This window comes from Actinacidiphila oryziradicis, assembly GCF_005047355.1.
Classification (GTDB): Bacteria; Actinomycetota; Actinomycetes; order Streptomycetales; family Streptomycetaceae; genus Actinacidiphila; species Actinacidiphila oryziradicis.
In genome coordinates, this window is sequence record NZ_SUMC01000048.1 from 22,725 (window position 1) to 39,073 (window position 16,349).

Annotated in this window: 11 protein-coding genes; 7 read left to right on the forward strand and 4 right to left on the reverse strand. The window is 70.6% G+C overall.

Annotated features, from left to right (window positions below; translation table 11 throughout):
* Positions 1-12 precede the first annotated feature (12 nt).
* The 4 genes from FCI23_RS62555 to FCI23_RS34820 are packed head-to-tail and all read left to right on the forward strand — an operon-like array spanning position 13 to position 10,261.
* On the forward strand, positions 13-3,963 hold the full coding sequence (locus FCI23_RS62555) for a PglY protein (RefSeq protein WP_136728164.1): 3,951 nt from the start codon (positions 13-15) through the stop codon (positions 3,961-3,963).
* On the forward strand, positions 3,960-6,779 hold the full coding sequence (gene pglZ, locus FCI23_RS34810) for a BREX-2 system phosphatase PglZ (RefSeq protein ID WP_136728165.1): 2,820 nt from the start codon (positions 3,960-3,962) through the stop codon (positions 6,777-6,779). Before FCI23_RS62555 ends, pglZ begins: the two co-directional genes overlap by 4 nt.
* Positions 6,780-8,111, forward strand: coding sequence for a BREX system ATP-binding protein BrxD (gene brxD, locus FCI23_RS34815; RefSeq protein ID WP_136728166.1), 1,332 nt, complete (start codon positions 6,780-6,782; stop codon positions 8,109-8,111). It abuts the gene before it with no gap.
* A complete protein-coding gene (locus FCI23_RS34820) occupies positions 8,108-10,261 on the forward strand; it encodes a DEAD/DEAH box helicase (protein ID WP_211265575.1) in 2,154 nt (717 codons plus the stop codon). Before brxD ends, FCI23_RS34820 begins: the two co-directional genes overlap by 4 nt.
* Positions 10,262-10,464: 203 nt before the next feature.
* Here FCI23_RS34820 and FCI23_RS34825 read toward each other — a convergent pair whose 3' ends face one another.
* Together FCI23_RS34825 and FCI23_RS64655 are read right to left on the reverse strand one after the other, a co-directional pair.
* Positions 10,465-10,671, reverse strand: a complete 207-nt coding sequence (locus FCI23_RS34825) for a dehydrogenase (RefSeq protein ID WP_136728167.1) — start codon at positions 10,669-10,671, stop codon at positions 10,465-10,467.
* 397 nt (positions 10,672-11,068) lie between these two features.
* Positions 11,069-11,347: a DUF7848 domain-containing protein gene (locus tag FCI23_RS64655; RefSeq protein ID WP_456318851.1), complete on the reverse strand. Its 279-nt coding sequence runs from the start codon at positions 11,345-11,347 to the stop codon at positions 11,069-11,071.
* 476 nt (positions 11,348-11,823) lie between these two features.
* Between FCI23_RS64655 and FCI23_RS34835 the strand changes: the two genes are divergently transcribed.
* A complete protein-coding gene (locus FCI23_RS34835) occupies positions 11,824-13,104 on the forward strand; it encodes a transcriptional regulator (protein ID WP_136728184.1) in 1,281 nt (426 codons plus the stop codon).
* On the opposite strand, the gene FCI23_RS34840 is transcribed toward FCI23_RS34835, so the two are convergent.
* Positions 13,085-13,744 carry an HAD family hydrolase gene (locus tag FCI23_RS34840; protein ID WP_136728168.1) on the reverse strand — a complete coding sequence of 220 codons (660 nt, stop codon included), beginning with the start codon at positions 13,742-13,744 and terminating at the stop codon, positions 13,085-13,087. The genes FCI23_RS34835 and FCI23_RS34840 overlap by 20 nt on opposite strands.
* A 703-nt stretch (positions 13,745-14,447) precedes the next feature.
* Here FCI23_RS34840 and FCI23_RS62560 point away from each other — a divergent pair.
* Entirely contained in the window at positions 14,448-14,582 is a 135-nt protein-coding gene (locus FCI23_RS62560) for a hypothetical protein (RefSeq protein WP_265737790.1), read from the forward strand.
* 421 nt (positions 14,583-15,003) lie between these two features.
* Here FCI23_RS62560 and FCI23_RS34845 read toward each other — a convergent pair whose 3' ends face one another.
* On the reverse strand, positions 15,004-15,249 hold the full coding sequence (locus tag FCI23_RS34845) for a hypothetical protein (RefSeq protein ID WP_136728169.1): 246 nt from the start codon (positions 15,247-15,249) through the stop codon (positions 15,004-15,006).
* Between the two features lie 133 nt (positions 15,250-15,382).
* On the opposite strand from FCI23_RS34845, the gene FCI23_RS34850 reads away from it, so the two are divergent.
* Entirely contained in the window at positions 15,383-16,345 is a 963-nt protein-coding gene (locus FCI23_RS34850) for a nucleotide kinase domain-containing protein (protein ID WP_246144358.1), read from the forward strand.
* The last annotated feature ends 4 nt before the right edge of the window (positions 16,346-16,349 follow it).

Sequence of the window (16,349 nt, forward strand, 5' to 3'; positions counted from 1 at the left end):
AGACCACCGCCCATGAGTTCTTCCAGTGACGCCCTCTACCTGAAGGACGTTCTCAATCTGCCCGAGTCCGTCCTTGCGGGTGACTTCAAGGTCGAGTTGTCGGGCGGCTTCGGCGAGTCCGGGCAGCGGGTTCGCGAGTACGTCGTCACCGACCAGCTCGAGCAGGCGTTCCGCAAGTCCTTGGGTATCGTCAAGGCGGCGGTCCGCGACAATGCCTCCCACGCCGCGTACCTGCACGGTTCCTTCGGTTCCGGCAAGAGTCACTTCCTGACCGTCCTGCACGCGGTCCTCAACGACAGTGGGGCAGTGGCCCGTGACAAGCCGCGCCTGCAGGCGGTTATCGCGGAGCACGCCGACTGGCTGGTTCAGGAGGGGACGAGGAAGCGGTTCCTGATGGTGCCGTACCACCTTGTCGGCGCGGCGTCGCTCGATTCGGCACTGCTCGGCGGCTATGTGGCGACCGTCCGGCGGCTGCACCCGGGCGCGCCGGTGCCGCCGGTCTACCGCGCGGACGCAGCCCTCGCGGACGCCCGCCGGCAGCGCGACTTCCTCGCGGACGACGCGAAGTTCATCCAGTGGCTCGGCGACCCTTCCGGACCGGCCTCCGCCCAGAGCAACGTCGAGGCCGGCGACGACCTGGAAGACCTGGACGCGCTCGCCGCCCCCGCCTCCGGTTGGACCTCCGCAAGCCTGGACGCCGCCTTCGCCGCAGCCGCCGGCAGCGATCTGCGCAACGCGCTGATATCCGCGCTGATCTCGGACTCCGGCCCCATGTCGGCCTACGCCCGCGGCGCGCAGGGCGACAAGAACGCGTTCCTACCGCTGGAGAACGGCCTCGCCGTCATCAGCCGCCACGCGCAGAGCCTCGGCTACGACGGGCTGGTGCTCTTCCTGGACGAGTTGATTTTGTGGCTGCAGGCGCACCTCACCGAGAAGGCGATGGTCAACGACGAGGTCAGCAAGCTGGTGAAGCTGATTGAGTCGGGTGACACCGACCGGCCGGTGCCGATCGTGTCGTTCATCTCCCGGCAGCGTGACCTGTCCCAGCTCGTCGGCTCTGATGTGGTCGGCGCGGATGTGAAGAACCTCGAGCAGCAGGTCGGCTACCTCGCCGGGCGCTTCGATGTCGTCAGCCTGGAGGACCGCAACCTCCCTGCGATCATCAAGGAGCGTGTTCTCCAGCCGAGGGACGACGCGGCCCGCGCCGCGCTGCGCAGTGCCTTCGCCGGCGTCGAGTCCTCCGACGCTGCTGTGCGGGGGGTGCTGCTGGATGCGGCGGGGGCGACCGGTGCGGACTGGGCGGACTTCAAGGAGCTGTACCCGCTCTCGCCGGTCCTGCTCAACACCCTGGTTGCTCTGTCCGGTGCGCTGCAGCGTGAGCGGACCGGTTTGAAGCTGATCCAGGAGATGCTCTACCGCCGCCGCGGCGACATGAAGCTCGGCGACCTGATCCCCCTCGGTGACCTGTGGGATGTGTTGGCGGACGGTATGGGGGAGGCGTTCACTGACCGGCTGCGTGCCCAGTCCGAGGCCGCGATCCGCTTCCACACCAAGGTCCAGGCGTACCTCCTGCAGAAGTACGGCTCCACGGAGGAGGCCGGCTACCGCGCGGATGACCGTTTTGTGAAGACTCTCCTGCTGGGCTTCCTCGCGCCGGAGGTCCCCGCTCTGGCTCGCCTGACCGGCGGGCGCCTGGCCGCGCTGAACCACGGCTCGCTGCGCTCGCGCGCGGTGACGCCGGGGGAGCTGGCGGTGCGGCGGCTGCGGGAGTTGCAGGCGGAGTTCCCCGGTGAGCTGCGCAGCGACGGCAACGACGCCGACCCGGTGTTCACCCTGCACCTGTCCGACCTGGACGTGGAGCCGATCCTGGATGCGGTGGGGGAGAAGGACAACGTCGGGCAGCGTCGCATCTGGGTCAAGGAGCGGCTGTGGCAGGCGCTGGGCGTGCGTGACACGGGCGCGTTCGTGTGCGAGCACGAGGTGGTGTGGCGGGGCACCAGGCGCACCGCGGAGTTCGTCTTTGAGAACGTCAAGGAACCGGCGACGATGCCGACGATGCAGTTCTCGCCCAGCGTTCCAGGCCGTGTCCGCTTCGTGGTCGACTACCCCTTCGATGAGTCCGAGGGGCATCCCAGCGATGACACCGCGCGCATCCAGCGGCTGCGGCAGGAGGGTTTCGAGGCTCCCACGATCGTGTGGCTGCCGTTCTTCTTCTCCCCGCAGCGCTCGGCGCAGCTCGGCCGGCTGCTGAAGATCCAGTACCTGTTGGAGCGGGACCGGCTGGCCAACTACGCCGCGCATCTGCCCTCTGACGACCAGATACGGGTCAAGCACCAGATGGAGGCCCAGCGGGAGACTCTCACCAGCCAGCTCACCGACGTGCTGCGGCAGCTGTACGGGATCGCGAGCGTGGATGAGACCAACGTCGGCGCGGAGACCCCCGACGGGCTGCACGTCTACTGCCTCTACCCGGGGCACACCCCGCAGCTGCAGGGCGGCGCGCCCTTCGACTACAACCTGGCCAAGCTCGCCGACGGGCTGTTCGCCGCGCTCTACCCCAAGCACCCGGACTTCGACCCGCAGGAGACCCGTAAAGCTGTCACCCCCGGGGAGCTGAAGAGCGTCTACGGCTGGATCGCGCGAGCCATGGAGGACGGGTCGCGCCGGGTCGTCGTCGACAGCAAGCAGCTCGGGCTGGTCAAGCGGATCGTGCACCCCCTGGAGCTGGGGGAGGTCCACGACGGGCCGCTGAACGTCGGCACCGAGTGGCGCCGCCGCATCGAGCAGCACGCCACCGCGCAGGGCGTCACCGGCGACTACGAGGTCGAGGACATCCGCCGCTGGATCGCCGAGCTGGGCTGGAGTGGACTGGACAAGGCGGTCAGCAGCCTGCTGATCGCCGTGTACGCGCTGGTCGCGGACCGCTCCTGGGTCTTCAACGGCTCCTCGGCTGCGGCCCCGGACCTGGAGCGCATCGGCCCCGGGTGGGCGCTGCGCGCGCAGGAGCTGCCCAGCGAGGAGGAGTTCACCGCCGCGCACGGGCGCGCAGCCGCACTGTTCGGGGAGAGCGTGCCGCGGGTGCGCTACGCCCGCAACGTCAACGACCTCGCGGCGAAGGTCCGCGCCAGGGCGCAGGGCTGGGAGCCGGCCGTCAACGGGCTGCGGCGCTCCCTGGCCAACCACCGCACCGCACTCGGCGTGACGCAGGAGCAGAGCGCCCGCGAGATCTCGGTGCACGACGCCGCCGACCTGATCGCCCGTCTGGTCCGGCACAAGGACGCGACCGCGCTCGTGCGGGAGCTGTCCGCGCTCGCCTACGCCACGTCCGATGACGCACTGGCGAAGGCGATGTCCTCGGCGCATGCCACGCTGGACGCTCTGGACCGCGTCAAGTGGCAGCTGCTGGGCAGCGTGCGCGGCCTCACCGGCCGGGGCGACGGTCTCGCGGACCGGGCGCAGCGGCTGCTCGCGGAGATCGCCGAGGCGGCCGCCGCGGTGGAGCGTGACCGGGAGTTGGCTGCGGTGCTGAATGCGGCCGAGAGCCGCGCTGTGGACATCATCAGCGAGTCCGGGCGGCTCAACGCCCTCGCCGCGCCGGCACCCGCCGCACCCGCCCCGGCACCGGCTGCTGCTCCCGTCCCGGGCCCGAGGGGCGCGGACCAGGTCAGCCTGACCGTTCACGGCCACCCCCCGCTGCCCGCTCAGCCGCAGGCGGACCCCGCCACGCCCGCAGCTCCCGCCGAACCCGCAGCTCCCGCCGCGCCCGCCGACGCACCCGCTGCTCCTGCTGTACCCGCGGCCCGGCGCCGCCGCCTGATCCTCGCGACCAGCCCAGGCAGCCTGGACCCCGACCTCGCCCAGGTCCTGGCTGAACTCACCCAGCAGATCCGCGCTCACGCCGCCGCGAAGCCCGGCACCGAGATCGAGATCGGCTGGCAGGAACTGGAAGGCGGTGCGTCATGACCCAGGCCACCAGCGGTACCGCTGTCCCCGAGATCGACCAGCGCGCCGTCGAAGCCCTCCTGTGGACCGCCCTCCCGCACGCCAAGGGCTGCCGCCTGGTGCTGGTTAGCGGCCGCTACCGCGAAGGCGCCCCGGCGGAGTTCACCACCCGCCTCGCCCAAGATCGGGCGGCGGACGGTGAGCCGCAGCAGCGCCGGATTCATGTCAGCCACCAGTCCTCGGTGCTGGGCATCGTGGACGCCTGGCAGAACCATCTCGCCCGGCACGCCGACGCCGCCGGCGGTGGCGACGTCCTCGTGGTCACCACGGACGCTCCCGATACCCGCCCGATGCCGCTGGACCTGCGCGGGGAGGCCATCGGCCGCTCCCTGCTCACCGTGGACCGCGTTGAGATCGTCAAGCAGCGGTTCGGCGCGGTGGACGTCGACCCTCGCATCCGCCGCGAACCCTGGCTCGCCGACGCGCTGCTCGCCGCTGAGCCTGCCGGCGGCTGGCTCCCCGTGGGCTCCGTGTTGACCCTGGATGCCGCCATGCACGCCCTGGTCCATGCCCGGATCGGCCTGGGCGACGGCGTGTCCACCGACGCGGTGCCACTGGACGTGGAGGCCTTGCTCACCTGGTCCCGCACCCCCGGTGGCCCGGCCCGTTTCACCGAGCTGCAGATGGAGGAGCGAGCGGGGCTGACGGGCTGGCTGGAGCGGGCGGTCGGTGACTCCGCGCCGCTGCTGCTGGCCCTGGCGCAGGCCGGGCGCGGCGGCGACGCGATGGCGCTGGGCGTCGTGGCCGCCGTCCTCACCGGGCCGCGGGCCACCCCGGACGCGGCCCTGGCCGTTGGAGCGCTGTTCGGCTCCGTCCCCTTCCGCCCCGACGAGCTGCGCCACTACACCCGCGCCGTGGAGGGCGTCCTCGCCCGCTGGATCACCCAGGCCACGGCAGGTGGGCCGCGCAGCGCCGAGGCGCGCACCGGTGTCCTTCAGGTTTTGGAGCAGGCCGACGGCCTGGCCGATCGGGCGGGTCTGCGTGAGGCCCTGGCCGACAGCGTCTTTCTTCCCTCCGGCTTCCGCGCCCGGCTGCGGGCACTGGCTGCCACTCTCACGCCGCGGCCCGGCCAGCGGGCCGTGGCGGCTGCCGAGGCGGCCTTGCACCAGCTGCGGGGCCATCACCTGGCCGATCTGCTCTTCCCCGAGCAGGTGCAGCTCGCCGAGATGGCCGTGCGCCTGCAACGCTGGCTGACCACCGGCCAGGCCGGCATCGCGGCCGGCTCCGGCGCGGTCAACGCCGCCGTCCACGCCCACCTCGGCGACTGGGGCTGGGCCGACCGCGCCCTGAACCGGCTGTGGGCCGGGGACGGCGCCGCCGACCCGCACGTCAACGAGGCCTACCGCATCGTCCACGACGCCGCCCGGGCCCGCCGTGACCACCTGGACCGCGACTTCGCCCAGGCCCTGGCCACCTGGACGCAGCACGCCACCAGCACCGCACCTGAGGGGGCGCTGCTCGTGGAGGACGTGCTGCGGCGCATCGCCGTGCCGCTCGCCGCGCAGCGGCCCCCGCTGATCCTGCTCCTGGACGGCATGAGCAGCGCGGTCGCCGCCCAGCTCGGCGAGGAACTGGGCGCCCCGCGCTGGACCGAGGCCGCACCCGAGCCGGGCCGGCGGGCCGCCGCCGTCGCCGCGATACCCTCGGTCACCACCGTCAGCCGCGCCACCCTCCTCACCGGCGCCCTGGTGAGGGGCGGTCAGAGTGTGGAGAAGGACGGCTTCGCCGCTTTTTGGCGGAAGCGGCGGCACGAGGCGGTGCTGTTCCACAAGGCGGAGCTGCCCGGCCCGGCCGGACACCGCCTCGCCCCCGAGGTCATCGCAGCCATCGCCGGGGACGGCGTGGTCGGCGTGGTCCTCAACACCATCGACGACGCTCTCGACCACGGCCAGGAAAGCTCCAGAGGCCACTGGACGGCCAGCAGCGTGCGCTACCTGTCCGAGCTGCTGGACGCAGCCCGCGGCCAGGGCCGCCCGGTGGTGCTGGTCGCCGACCACGGCCACGTCCTGGACCGCACCCTGGAGGGGCCGCTGCCCGCGCAGGGCGTGGAGTCCGCCCGCTGGCGCATCGGCCGACCGGGGGAGCAGAGCGGGGAGGACGAGATCCAGCTGGCCGGCCCGCGCGTGCTGGAGGGCGGCGGCACGCTCACCGCGCTGTGGCGCGAGGACCAGCGCTACACCCCCCGCAAAGCCGGCTACCACGGCGGCGCGGCCCTGGCCGAGATGACCGTCCCGGTCCTGGTGCTGCTGCCCTCGGCCGAGATCCTGCCGCCCGGCTGGTCGGTGCTGTCCCCGGAGGCCGTCACCCCGCCGTGGTGGCACGACGCGTCCCGCACCGGCGCGAACGCCGCCGCGGTCCCCCCTGCCAAGACCCCCACGAACAAGAAGAAGACCAAACCGGCAGCCGACGACCTGCTGTTCCAGGTCCCCGGGGCAGCCCCCGCACCGGCCTCGCCCCTGACCCTCGGCGCGAAGGTCGTGGACACCGGCGTCTACGCGGCACAAAAGCAGTTCGTCCGCAAGGGCCCCGAGAAGAAGGCCGTCGCCGCCGTCATCGACCACCTCGCCGAAGCAGACGGTACGCTCTCGCTCGCCGCCGTCAGCGCAGCCGCCGCCTCCTCCGGCGGCCGCGCCCCGCGCAACGCGGAATTCTTCGTCGCGGCCCTGCAGCGACTGCTCAACGTCGAGGGCTACCCCGTCCTCGGCCTCATCGACGCCGGCGCCCGCGTCAGACTCGACATCGCACTACTGAAAGACCAGTTCGGAGTGACAGCGTAGATGAGCACGGTCTCTGCAGTCAGCGCAGCCCGCCGCCGCGAAGTCGTGGACGCGCTGCGGCGCGGCACCGTACCGCACTCGGGCCTGGACCTGTTCGCCGTCGGCCTGGACCGCTTCTCCGCCGCCCTGGACGACGACCTGGCCACCGCCGCCCGCGGCGGCGCCGCCTTCCACGCCATCCGCGGCGAGTACGGCTCCGGCAAAACCTTCTTCGCCCGCTGGCTCGCCGAACGCGCCAAACGAGCCGGACTGGCCACCGCCGAAATCCAGATCTCCGAGACCGAGACACCCCTGCACAAACTGGAGACCCTCTACCGCCGCCTCACCGAACGCCTCACCACCGCCACCCACCCCCCCAGCGCACTGCGCGCCGTCATCGACTCCTGGTTCTTCACCCTCGAAGAAGAAGTCCTCGACGCAGGCCAAACCGACCAGGACGACGCCGAAGCGCTCGCCACCGCCGTGGACACCCTCATGGAACAGCGCCTCGCCGACGTCGCCCGCACCACCCCCGCCTTCGCCGCCGCCCTGCGCGGCTACCACCGCGCGCACGCCGCAGGCGACGCACCCACCGCCGAAGCACTCATCGCCTGGCTCGGCGGCCAAAAGTCCGTCGCCGCAGCCGCCCGCCGCTCCGCCGGAGTGCGCGGCGACCTGGACCACTTCGCCGCCCTCGGCTTCCTGCAGGGCCTGCTGGCAGTCCTCCGCGACTGCGGCCAGCCAGGACTGCTCATAGTCCTGGACGAAATCGAAACCCTGCAACGGGTGCGCGGCGACGTCCGAGAAAAGGGCCTCAACGCGCTGCGGCAACTCCTGGACGAGATCGACGCCGGACGCTTCCCCGGCCTGTTCCTCGTCATCACCGGCACCCCCGCCTTCTTCGACGGCCAGCAAGGCGTCCAGCGACTGCCCCCGCTCGCGCAGCGCCTGGCGACTGACTTCTCCACCGACCCGCGCTTCGACTCACCGCGCGCCGTGCAGCTGCGCCTGGCCGGCTTCGACCTGGCCCGACTCGGCGAGCTCGGCCGCAACATCCGCGACCTCTACGCCGGCCAGGCCACCCACCCCGAGCGGATCGCCCGCGCCGTGGACGACCAGTACCTCGCCCAGCTCGCCACCGCCGTCACCGGCGGACTCGGCGGCAACGTCGGCGTCGCACCCCGGCTGTTCCTGCGCAAGCTCGTGGCCGACGTCCTGGACCGCGTCGATGAGTTCGAGGACTTCGACCCGCGCAAGCACTACGCCCTCACCGTCTCATCCGCCGAGCTCAGCGACGTCGAACGCAACGCCGCCGCATCCAGCGCCGACGACATCGACCTGGACCTGACGTGAGCGACACCGTCTCGGAGGACCCGCTGGAGCGACTGGACACCGTACTGCTGCACCACATCGTCAACACCCTCGGCTGGAAGACGCTCCGCCCGCTCCAGCAGGAGGCCATCGACCCGCTGCTGTCCGGAACCGACACCGTGCTGCTCGCCCCCACCGCGGCCGGCAAGACCGAAGCCGCCGCGTTTCCCCTGCTGTCCAAGATGGCCGCCGAGCACTGGACGGGCACATCCGTGCTCTACGTGTGCCCCCTCAAAGCTCTCCTGAACAACCTGCTGCCCCGTCTGGAGACCTACACCTCCTGGCTCGGGCGCACCGCCGCACTGTGGCACGGCGACATCTCCCAGCCCCAACGCAAAGCCATCCTGCGCCGGCGCCCGGACGTCCTGCTGACCACGCCCGAGTCGCTGGAATCCATGCTGGTGAGCGTCAACGTCGACCACCATGCGTTCTTCGGCGGCCTGCGCGCCATCGTCGTGGACGAAGTCCACGCCTTCGCCGGCGACGACCGCGGCTGGCACCTCCTGGCCGTCCTGGAACGCCTGCAGCGCGTCGCCGGACGCCCCCTGCAGCGCATCGGACTGTCCGCAACCGTCGGCAACCCCGAGGAACTCCTGCACTGGCTGCAGGGATCAGCCGCCGGAACGCGCCCCGCACGCGTCATCGCCCCGCACCTACGCAAACCCGCCCACACGCCCCCAGGCGCCGCCTCGGCACCGCCGCCCGGCGATGTACAACTGGACTACGTCGGCTCACTCAGCAACGCCGCCACCGTCATCGCCGCCCTCCACCGAGGCGAAAAACGCCTGGTCTTCTGCGAATCCCGACGCCACGTCGAGGAACTCGGCGAGACCCTGCGCGCCAAAGGCATCACCACCTTCCTCTCCCACGCCTCCCTGTCCGTGGACGAGCGCCGCCGCGCAGAGCAAGCCTTCGCCGACGCCCGCGACTGCGTCATCGTCTCCACCAGCACCCTCGAACTCGGCATCGACGTCGGAGACCTCGACCGCGTCATCCAAATCGACGCACCCCACACCGTCGCATCCTTCCTCCAACGCATCGGACGCACCGGACGACGACCCAACTCCACCCGCAACTGCCTCTTCCTCACCCTGGACGACGGCGGCCTGCTCTCCGCCGCCGCCCTGCTGCTCCAGTGGTCAAGAGGCTGGGTCGAACCCGTCCTCCCCCCACCCGAACCACGTCACATCGCCGCCCAGCAGATCCTCGCCCTGTGCCTGCAAGAACACCGCATCGGCGACAACCTCTGGCACGAGTGGTGGGGCGGCCTCGGCCCGTTCGGCCCAGCAGCCGCACCCATCGTGCGCCACCTGGTCCGCGAGGGCTACCTCGACCAGGACGGCGGAATGCTGTTCATCGGCCCCGAGGCCGAACGCCGCTTCGGACACCGGCACTTCATGAACCTCACAGCCGTCTTCACCGCCGCCCCCGAGTTCACCGTCCTCAACGGCCGCACCGAAATCGGCAGGACCGACCCCACCCTCCTCACCGAGCAATGCGCCGGACCGCGACGCCTGCTGCTCGCCGGACGCAGCTGGCAGGTCACCTACATCGACTGGCACCGCAAACGCTGCTTCGTGGAACCCGTCGACGGCGGCGGCAAGGCCAAGTGGAACAGCGGCGGACTGCCCATGGCCTCCTTCGACCTGGCCCGGGCCGCCCGCGAGGTCCTCCTCGGCCAGACCCCGCCGGTCGCCCTCACCAAGCGCGCGGAAGGCGCCCTGGCACAGCTGCGCGAGGAGAGCGCAGAGACCGTCCACCCCGGCGGCAACCTGATCATCCGCGACGGTGCAGGCAAGGACCTGCAGTGGTGGACCTGGGCCGGCCACCGCACCAACCTCACCCTGGCCGCCACCCTCGCCGGCATCGCCGACCCCCTCCAGCGCGGCGACGATCTGTACGTGCGGCTGCGCTCGGACCTCACTGCGCAGATGTGGAAGGAGGCCACGGTGGACGCCGCCGACCGTCTCTGCCTCCCCGAGGTCGACCCCCGCGCCCTGAACGGCCTCAAATTCAGCGCCGCCCTGCCACAACGCCTCGCCGAGGCGACCCTCGCCGCCCGCCTCGCCGACCTCGATCACGCTGCCCAGGTCCTCACCGAACCGGCCCGCTTCGTCGACTTCCGGGCCTGATCCTCGCCTTGGCGGAACACGCGGTTCGCGATCTCTTGCCGACCGTCGAGCACTTCGCGTAGGAGGCGGCTCACTCACGGACCACCGCTTTACAAGTTCGATCCGGGGCGCATGCCCACCTGGGACGAGCCTGTCCAGCGGGAGGCTGGCCGCCATCGTCCGTCTGTCGCCGTGGCTGTCCGTCATCCTGTCAGCCATCCAGGTCAGCGCGCGAAGAGATCGGGATAGGGACAGGACTCCAACGCCTCCCAAGGCCGGTCGGCCCACTGCCACCACAGATGCGACGCCGCACACCGCCAGAGGGACCGGCACGTGCGTTTGCGGTCGTCCTCCCGCCGACCGAGCACGAGCCCGCCGGAGGTCAACGCCGTGCCGCACACCGGACACTCGGGCACGGGTTCAGTGGACATGCCACTCACGGTACCTCGGGCCCCGTCCCTGACCCCCCCGATGCGAACTACGGGCGGGGCGCAGGTCTGCCCGGCTGGTCAGCCGTGTTGCTGAGGTCGATGACGGTCGGCTGCGGTCGCGGTGGTTGCTGTGCTCCGCTGCGGTACGGCAGTCGTCTGGGCGGCGTGAGGAGCCTGTGATTCAGTTCGCCGTGGCTGCCTGCCATGCCTCTGGTGCACCTCCTCCATCTGCCACCATTCCAGAGCCACCCCGTGATCGAGAAGTCGACGGACCTTGGTGAGGCCTCCGGAGGAATGCCACTGCCCTGCGCACGCGTCTTGGTTCCCGCTGCCCACGTGGGACCTTCTCCGTCCTGCCCCGGCTGATGATGACCAGCAGCGCAGACGGAAGTCTTGATCACGGAGTGGGACAGCCATCCTCCTCGCACAGCGGATTTCCCGAGGCGGGATCCACGCGCCAATAGGTCTCGGTGTGCAGCTTGAACAACCGGTGATCCGTATTGCGACCGGTGTGCTGCATCGCCCACTCCTGAGGCACACGGCCGTCGTTGTCCACGGGCTCCGACTCCTCATGACACGTCATGCACTCGATGGTGAAGATCGCATCCGGCGAGCCCTCACCCGTTTCCCCGTGGAACCTCCATGGAGCCCGCTTGATCACCGACCGCACCGTCATAGGACTTCCCCTCGGCTCCTGGCATTGGCGCCGGCCACGCGCGCGCTGAGCGATTCCTTGTCGCTCGCAGGGCGGAGGTCAGCCAGGACCGCGACCCACTCACGCCCGCCGCCAATTGGTCTGAGCCACACGCGCGTTTCCGTCCGTCCCATGACCCGCCCGACACGGTTGCGCTTGGCGTCCACCGAGACAGCGCCCACCGCTGGGGAGTACGGGGTTCCCTTAGGCTCACCCTCCGCATTTGCACCCGGCGCCACCGCGTCGCCCATGACCATCCCCCCGAGACCTCTTGCTTTCCCTTGGCCCTAGACATGATGGGGCCAAAGAACGTCCTGAAGAAGGTCGCTCAAGGGACTGAAATAGGACTTCTGGAGGACCTAAAAGGGCTACCATCGGGACAGGGGTCCCCAAAGCGGTCCTTTGAAGCTACCGTGGGCCGGAGTGATCAGGACCCACCAGGAGCTGTGAGGAAGTCAGTGGCCAGGCCCGTAGGGAACGCTCGACTCAAGGCAGCCCGCCAGGCAGCGGGATATGCGTCCCAGGAAGCGTTGGCGGAGGCGATCCGCCATGCGGCACCGCAGCTCGGCATCAGGTCGTTGCAGATCAGCGTGCGTCAGGTGCGTCGATGGGAGTCGGCGAATCCACCCTGGCCGCAGCCGGACTTTCAGCGGGTACTGACTCACCTACTGGGCCAGCCCATGGAAGACCTCGGCTTCACCGCGCCTTGGGGAAGGGCGAGCTCGCAGCAGGAAGGCCCCGGTCGGCGAACCACTACATCGGCAGCAGCGCCCGCAATCGGGCCGGCCGCCGGGCCCCTGCCCATCACCGGAAACGCCACGCAACCAGCCTCCGTGGGTGCCGTTTTCGCTGCGGTCACCGCCGCCCACCGACGGCTCTACTGGTCCGTCCAGCCCTCCCAGCTTCATGCCACCGTGGTAGAACACACCCGCTTGGGAACAGCCCTGATCGGGGAGACGACCGGCCGTTGCCGGACGACGCTCGCCGCCGCTCTCGCCGAGTCCTACCTACTGGCCGGGCGCATCGACTTCTTCGACCTCCAGCAGCCCGGGGCCGCAGGCAACGCTTTCGTCCGTGCCCTCCAGGCCGCCGGGGAAGCCGATGACGCCCTACTCGGCGCGGCGATCCTGGCCCACACCGCCTTCATTCCGGGTTGGGCCGGACGCAAGGAGGATGCCGAGGAACGGATGTCGGCCGCCCGTGCATACGCCCGCCGGGGGAACGCGCCTGCGATGATGCTGGCGTGGCTCGACGCCGTCGAGGCCGAGTGCATGACCCGTTGCGGCGACACCCGCGCGGCACTTCGCCTGATCTCCCACGCCGAGGACGTGCTTGCCGAAGGCCCCGACGAGCCGTGCCCGGTGTGGATGGACTGGTTCACCCCGATCCGCCTCGCCGCATTCAAGGGAAACACGCAACTCGCCGCCGGGCACATCGCCCAGGCCCGCGAAACGCTGCGCGAAGTACTGGACCACCTGCCCGCCGGCGACGGCAAACAGCGCACGGTCATCCTTGGCGACTTGGCCGCCGTTGAGGCTGCGGACGACAAGCCGGAGGCAGCCTGCCATTGGGCGGGCGAAGCGCTCGACCAGCTCCGGGTCACGTGGTACGCAGCAGGCATGGACCGCATCCGCGATGTCCGCAAGCGGCTGCACCCCTGGCGGAACGAACCATGGGTCCGTGACCTGGACGACCAAATGTACGGGTGGGGGACGACCGTCAGTGCTCTCCAGCGTTGAGTTCGGCGACCCGGCCCGGAAGCTCGGCAAGGCTGTGCAGCCGCAAGGTCGCGACAGTGACGGCCTCCGGGTCGTCCCACTGGATCGTGGCCCACGGTCCGCGCCGGATCAGCGCCGTCGCCATGCCCACCTTGGCCGCCGGCCGGATGTCGTTGTCCAGCCGGTCACCCACATACAGGATCTCCTCCGCCGCGCACGGAGCGGCATCTGCCACGTGGGAGAAGAACGCCGGGTCCGGTTTGGAGACGCCCCAATCATCGGACGTGGCGATGAAGTCGGCCGGAAGATCGAGCGAGCGCAGAATGCCGCCGGCCCGCATCGTCTGATTGCCCGCGATGCCCACCCATAGACCAGCGTCGCGCAACGCCCTGAGCGACGGACGCACATCGCAATACAGGTCGCCGTCGTCGAAGTGCTCCGGCTGTCCGGCCTGGGCCCGCTTCTCCCGCTCCTCGTAGAGGTCGAAGCCGGGGCGGAAGACCTGGAATGTCTCGCGGTAGTCCCGGCCCTGAGCGATCACGGCCCCGAACATCGCCGCGAACGTGTGCCGGGGCACCCCCAGCCAGTCCGCCCAGGTGCCATACTCCCGGGTCTCGTTCACCAGGCACTCACCGACGTCAAACACCACAGCTCGGATCATGACGATCAGCGTAGGACACCGCGTACCGCCGCGCCGTCCCGCTCGTGATGGGGACGGCGCACCTCACTGCCCAGGGCGGCTTCGTCCGCTAAGGTCACGGGCGCGGCATCAGTCTGCTGTTCCTCCGCGAGCCCTCGGCCCAGCGGGCTCCAGACGGAGGCGAAGAGGCTCGGCCTCGACCACCACAGTCCAGCTCACTTACGCGACATGCGCTGCCTGTTCCTCACGTTCCGCGGGCCGACGGGACTGAGTGAAGGGTGCCTCGATGTCGGATCAGATCAGCCGCCGAGCCTGCCAATACGCCCGGTACACCGGCGCACCCCGGCAGGTCGCCTGCCGGGGCGCCGCCGCCCTCGCGCCGGACGCGCCGATCATCCCAGCGCCGACGGAACGCGCACAGCTCCTCCTCCAGGCCGAGGCCATGTACTGGGTGCTCCAGACCCACGCGGTCTTCACCGAGTACCCCTCGGCATCGAGTACGCCGAACCCACCCGGCCGGCCTCCGCCTGTACATCGAGGGCGACAAGCGCGCCGACAACCTCCTGACCGGCCTGCTGCCCTGCTGGGAACCACGAAGCGCGACGGGCCGCGGCGAGGTCCACGGACTCCACGGTCTGCGCATCCGCCGACGCACCGAGCGGGGGATCGAGCTGCACCGGCCCGGGCAGCCGACCGGCCTCTGGCTGACCGGCCCGCTGCCGCGGTGCGGTACTGGATCGCCCACTACCAGCGAGGACTCACGCTGCGCGCGCTCCACCGGGCCGCGTACGGATCCGGGTACCACATGGGGACGCTCGCTGTCGGCGTGATCCTCGTGTGGCTCCGGCACCGGCACTGACCCCATGACCGTGCAACCCCCGGACGGTTCGATGGATCCGGGGGCTGCCTCGCGTGACCGACTCGACGACGCACGCCCCAGTGGAGCGCGCTGTGCCAGCGGGCGCCCAGCCGCTGGATCCGCTGAGCGTTCAGCCCAGGGACCAGTACGGCGCGCAGACGGGGGAGCAGACGCGATGCCGCGCGCCGGGCCGACAGAGGGCGCCGACACGCGGGGGCGTTCGTTTGCCACCCCACTCTGCGTGTCTACTGCGCGCGGTAGAAGCGACCGGCCGACCGGCGTTCGTCCGGCAGCCGGGCCCTGGAGCGAGGTGGGAGAGGCCGGGGCCAGGGGACCGCGTTCGAGCATGTTGCCGAAGGGTGTGTTAGGTGCATCTGCACCGAGAGGGCGGGAGAGGGTGACCTCCTGTGCGCCTGCTCCGTTAGGACGGCGTGCGGCGCGGCCCTGGCGTGCGCACCGCCGGGAGGTCGTGGTGCTGCTCGTCGGCGGCGAGTGCGTCTGCCGGCAGCCGCCGGTAGTCGTGCAGCAGTTCGGCGAGGCGGTCCGGGTCGATGTCGGTGGCGGTGACCAGTGCGGCCAGCAGTTCGGCCCGGGAGGTGCGTTCACCGGCCGCGGCCGCGGCGCGGACGAGGACGTTGAGTCTGGCGTCGACGTCGGCGGGCCACATGACGGAGGTGGTGCGGCGTGTCTCCTGGCGGCTTCCCCCTCGGTGACACTCGCCGCGTATAACGAATATATATTGAGTGTATGGTGACGCTGCTGCAAGACCGTCAGGCTTCCGGAGCATTACGGCTGAGCCGGTGACGGTGCAGGTGGCGGGGCGGACGCTGCGGCCCTCTGCGGTGTTCGACACCTATTGGCGGTTCGCCGCAGCCCGCCAGGCGGTGTACGAGGCGCGCCTGGCGGGGCGTCCGCAGCCGTGGACCGACGACCCGATCCTGAGCCGGCACCGGTTCACCAACTGCTATCGTGCCGCCGACCGCGTCAGCCAGGTGCTGATCGGTGAGGTGGTCTACCGCGGGTCGCAGGACTGGGAGGAGGCTTTCTTCCGGACTCTGCTGTTCAAGATCTTCAATAAGGCATCCACCTGGCAGCTGCTTACCGGCGCGCTGGGGGAGGTGCGGTGGGACACCTACGACTACCGTGCTTTCGACGAGGTGCTGTCCGCGGCGTTCGCCAAGGGCGAGCGGCTGTACTCGGCCGCCTACATCGTGCCCCCGCCGCAGCTGGGCGAGGACCGCAAGCACCGCAACCACCTGCGGCTGCTGGAGATGATGATGACCTCCGGCGCGCCCGGCCGTATTCTGGACGCGCCGACGATGCGCGACGCCTACGAGGTGCTGCTCGGCTATCCGGCGATCGGCCCGTTCTTGGCCTACCAGTACCTGATCGACCTCAACTACGCCGCGCAGATGCCTTTCCCGGAAGGGGACTTCGTCGTGCCCGGCCCTGGTGCCCGTGACGGTATCCGCAAATGCTTCGGCCGCGCTGCCGACGGCGTCGAGGCCGAGATCATCCGCTACATGGCCGACACCCAGGGCGAGCATTTTGCCCGGCTGGGACTGTCCTTCGGCGGCCTGAAGGGCAGGCCGCTGCAGCTGATCGACTGCCAGAACCTGTTCTGCGAGGTCGACAAGTACGCGCGCGTCGCGCATCCGGACATCGCCGGTGTCAGCGGCCGCAGCCGCATCAAGCAGGCATACCGCCTGGATGCTGCTCCCATGACGGCGTGGTTCCCGCCGAAGTGGGGTCTCCAGACCTGACCGG

Excerpts from the sequence above, each read along its gene's own strand:
- FCI23_RS62555 (WP_136728164.1), top strand. The coding sequence starts at position 13 with ATGAGTTCTTCCAGTGACGCCCTCTACCTGAAGGACGTTCTCAATCTG.
- pglZ (WP_136728165.1), top strand. The coding sequence starts at position 3,960 with ATGACCCAGGCCACCAGCGGTACCGCTGTCCCCGAGATCGACCAGCGC.
- brxD (WP_136728166.1), top strand. The coding sequence starts at position 6,780 with ATGAGCACGGTCTCTGCAGTCAGCGCAGCCCGCCGCCGCGAAGTCGTG.
- FCI23_RS34825 (WP_136728167.1), bottom strand. The coding sequence starts at position 10,671 with ATGTCCACTGAACCCGTGCCCGAGTGTCCGGTGTGCGGCACGGCGTTG.
- FCI23_RS64655 (WP_456318851.1), bottom strand. The coding sequence starts at position 11,347 with ATGACGGTGCGGTCGGTGATCAAGCGGGCTCCATGGAGGTTCCACGGG.
- FCI23_RS34840 (WP_136728168.1), bottom strand. The coding sequence starts at position 13,744 with ATGATCCGAGCTGTGGTGTTTGACGTCGGTGAGTGCCTGGTGAACGAG.
- FCI23_RS34845 (WP_136728169.1), bottom strand. The coding sequence starts at position 15,249 with ATGTGGCCCGCCGACGTCGACGCCAGACTCAACGTCCTCGTCCGCGCC.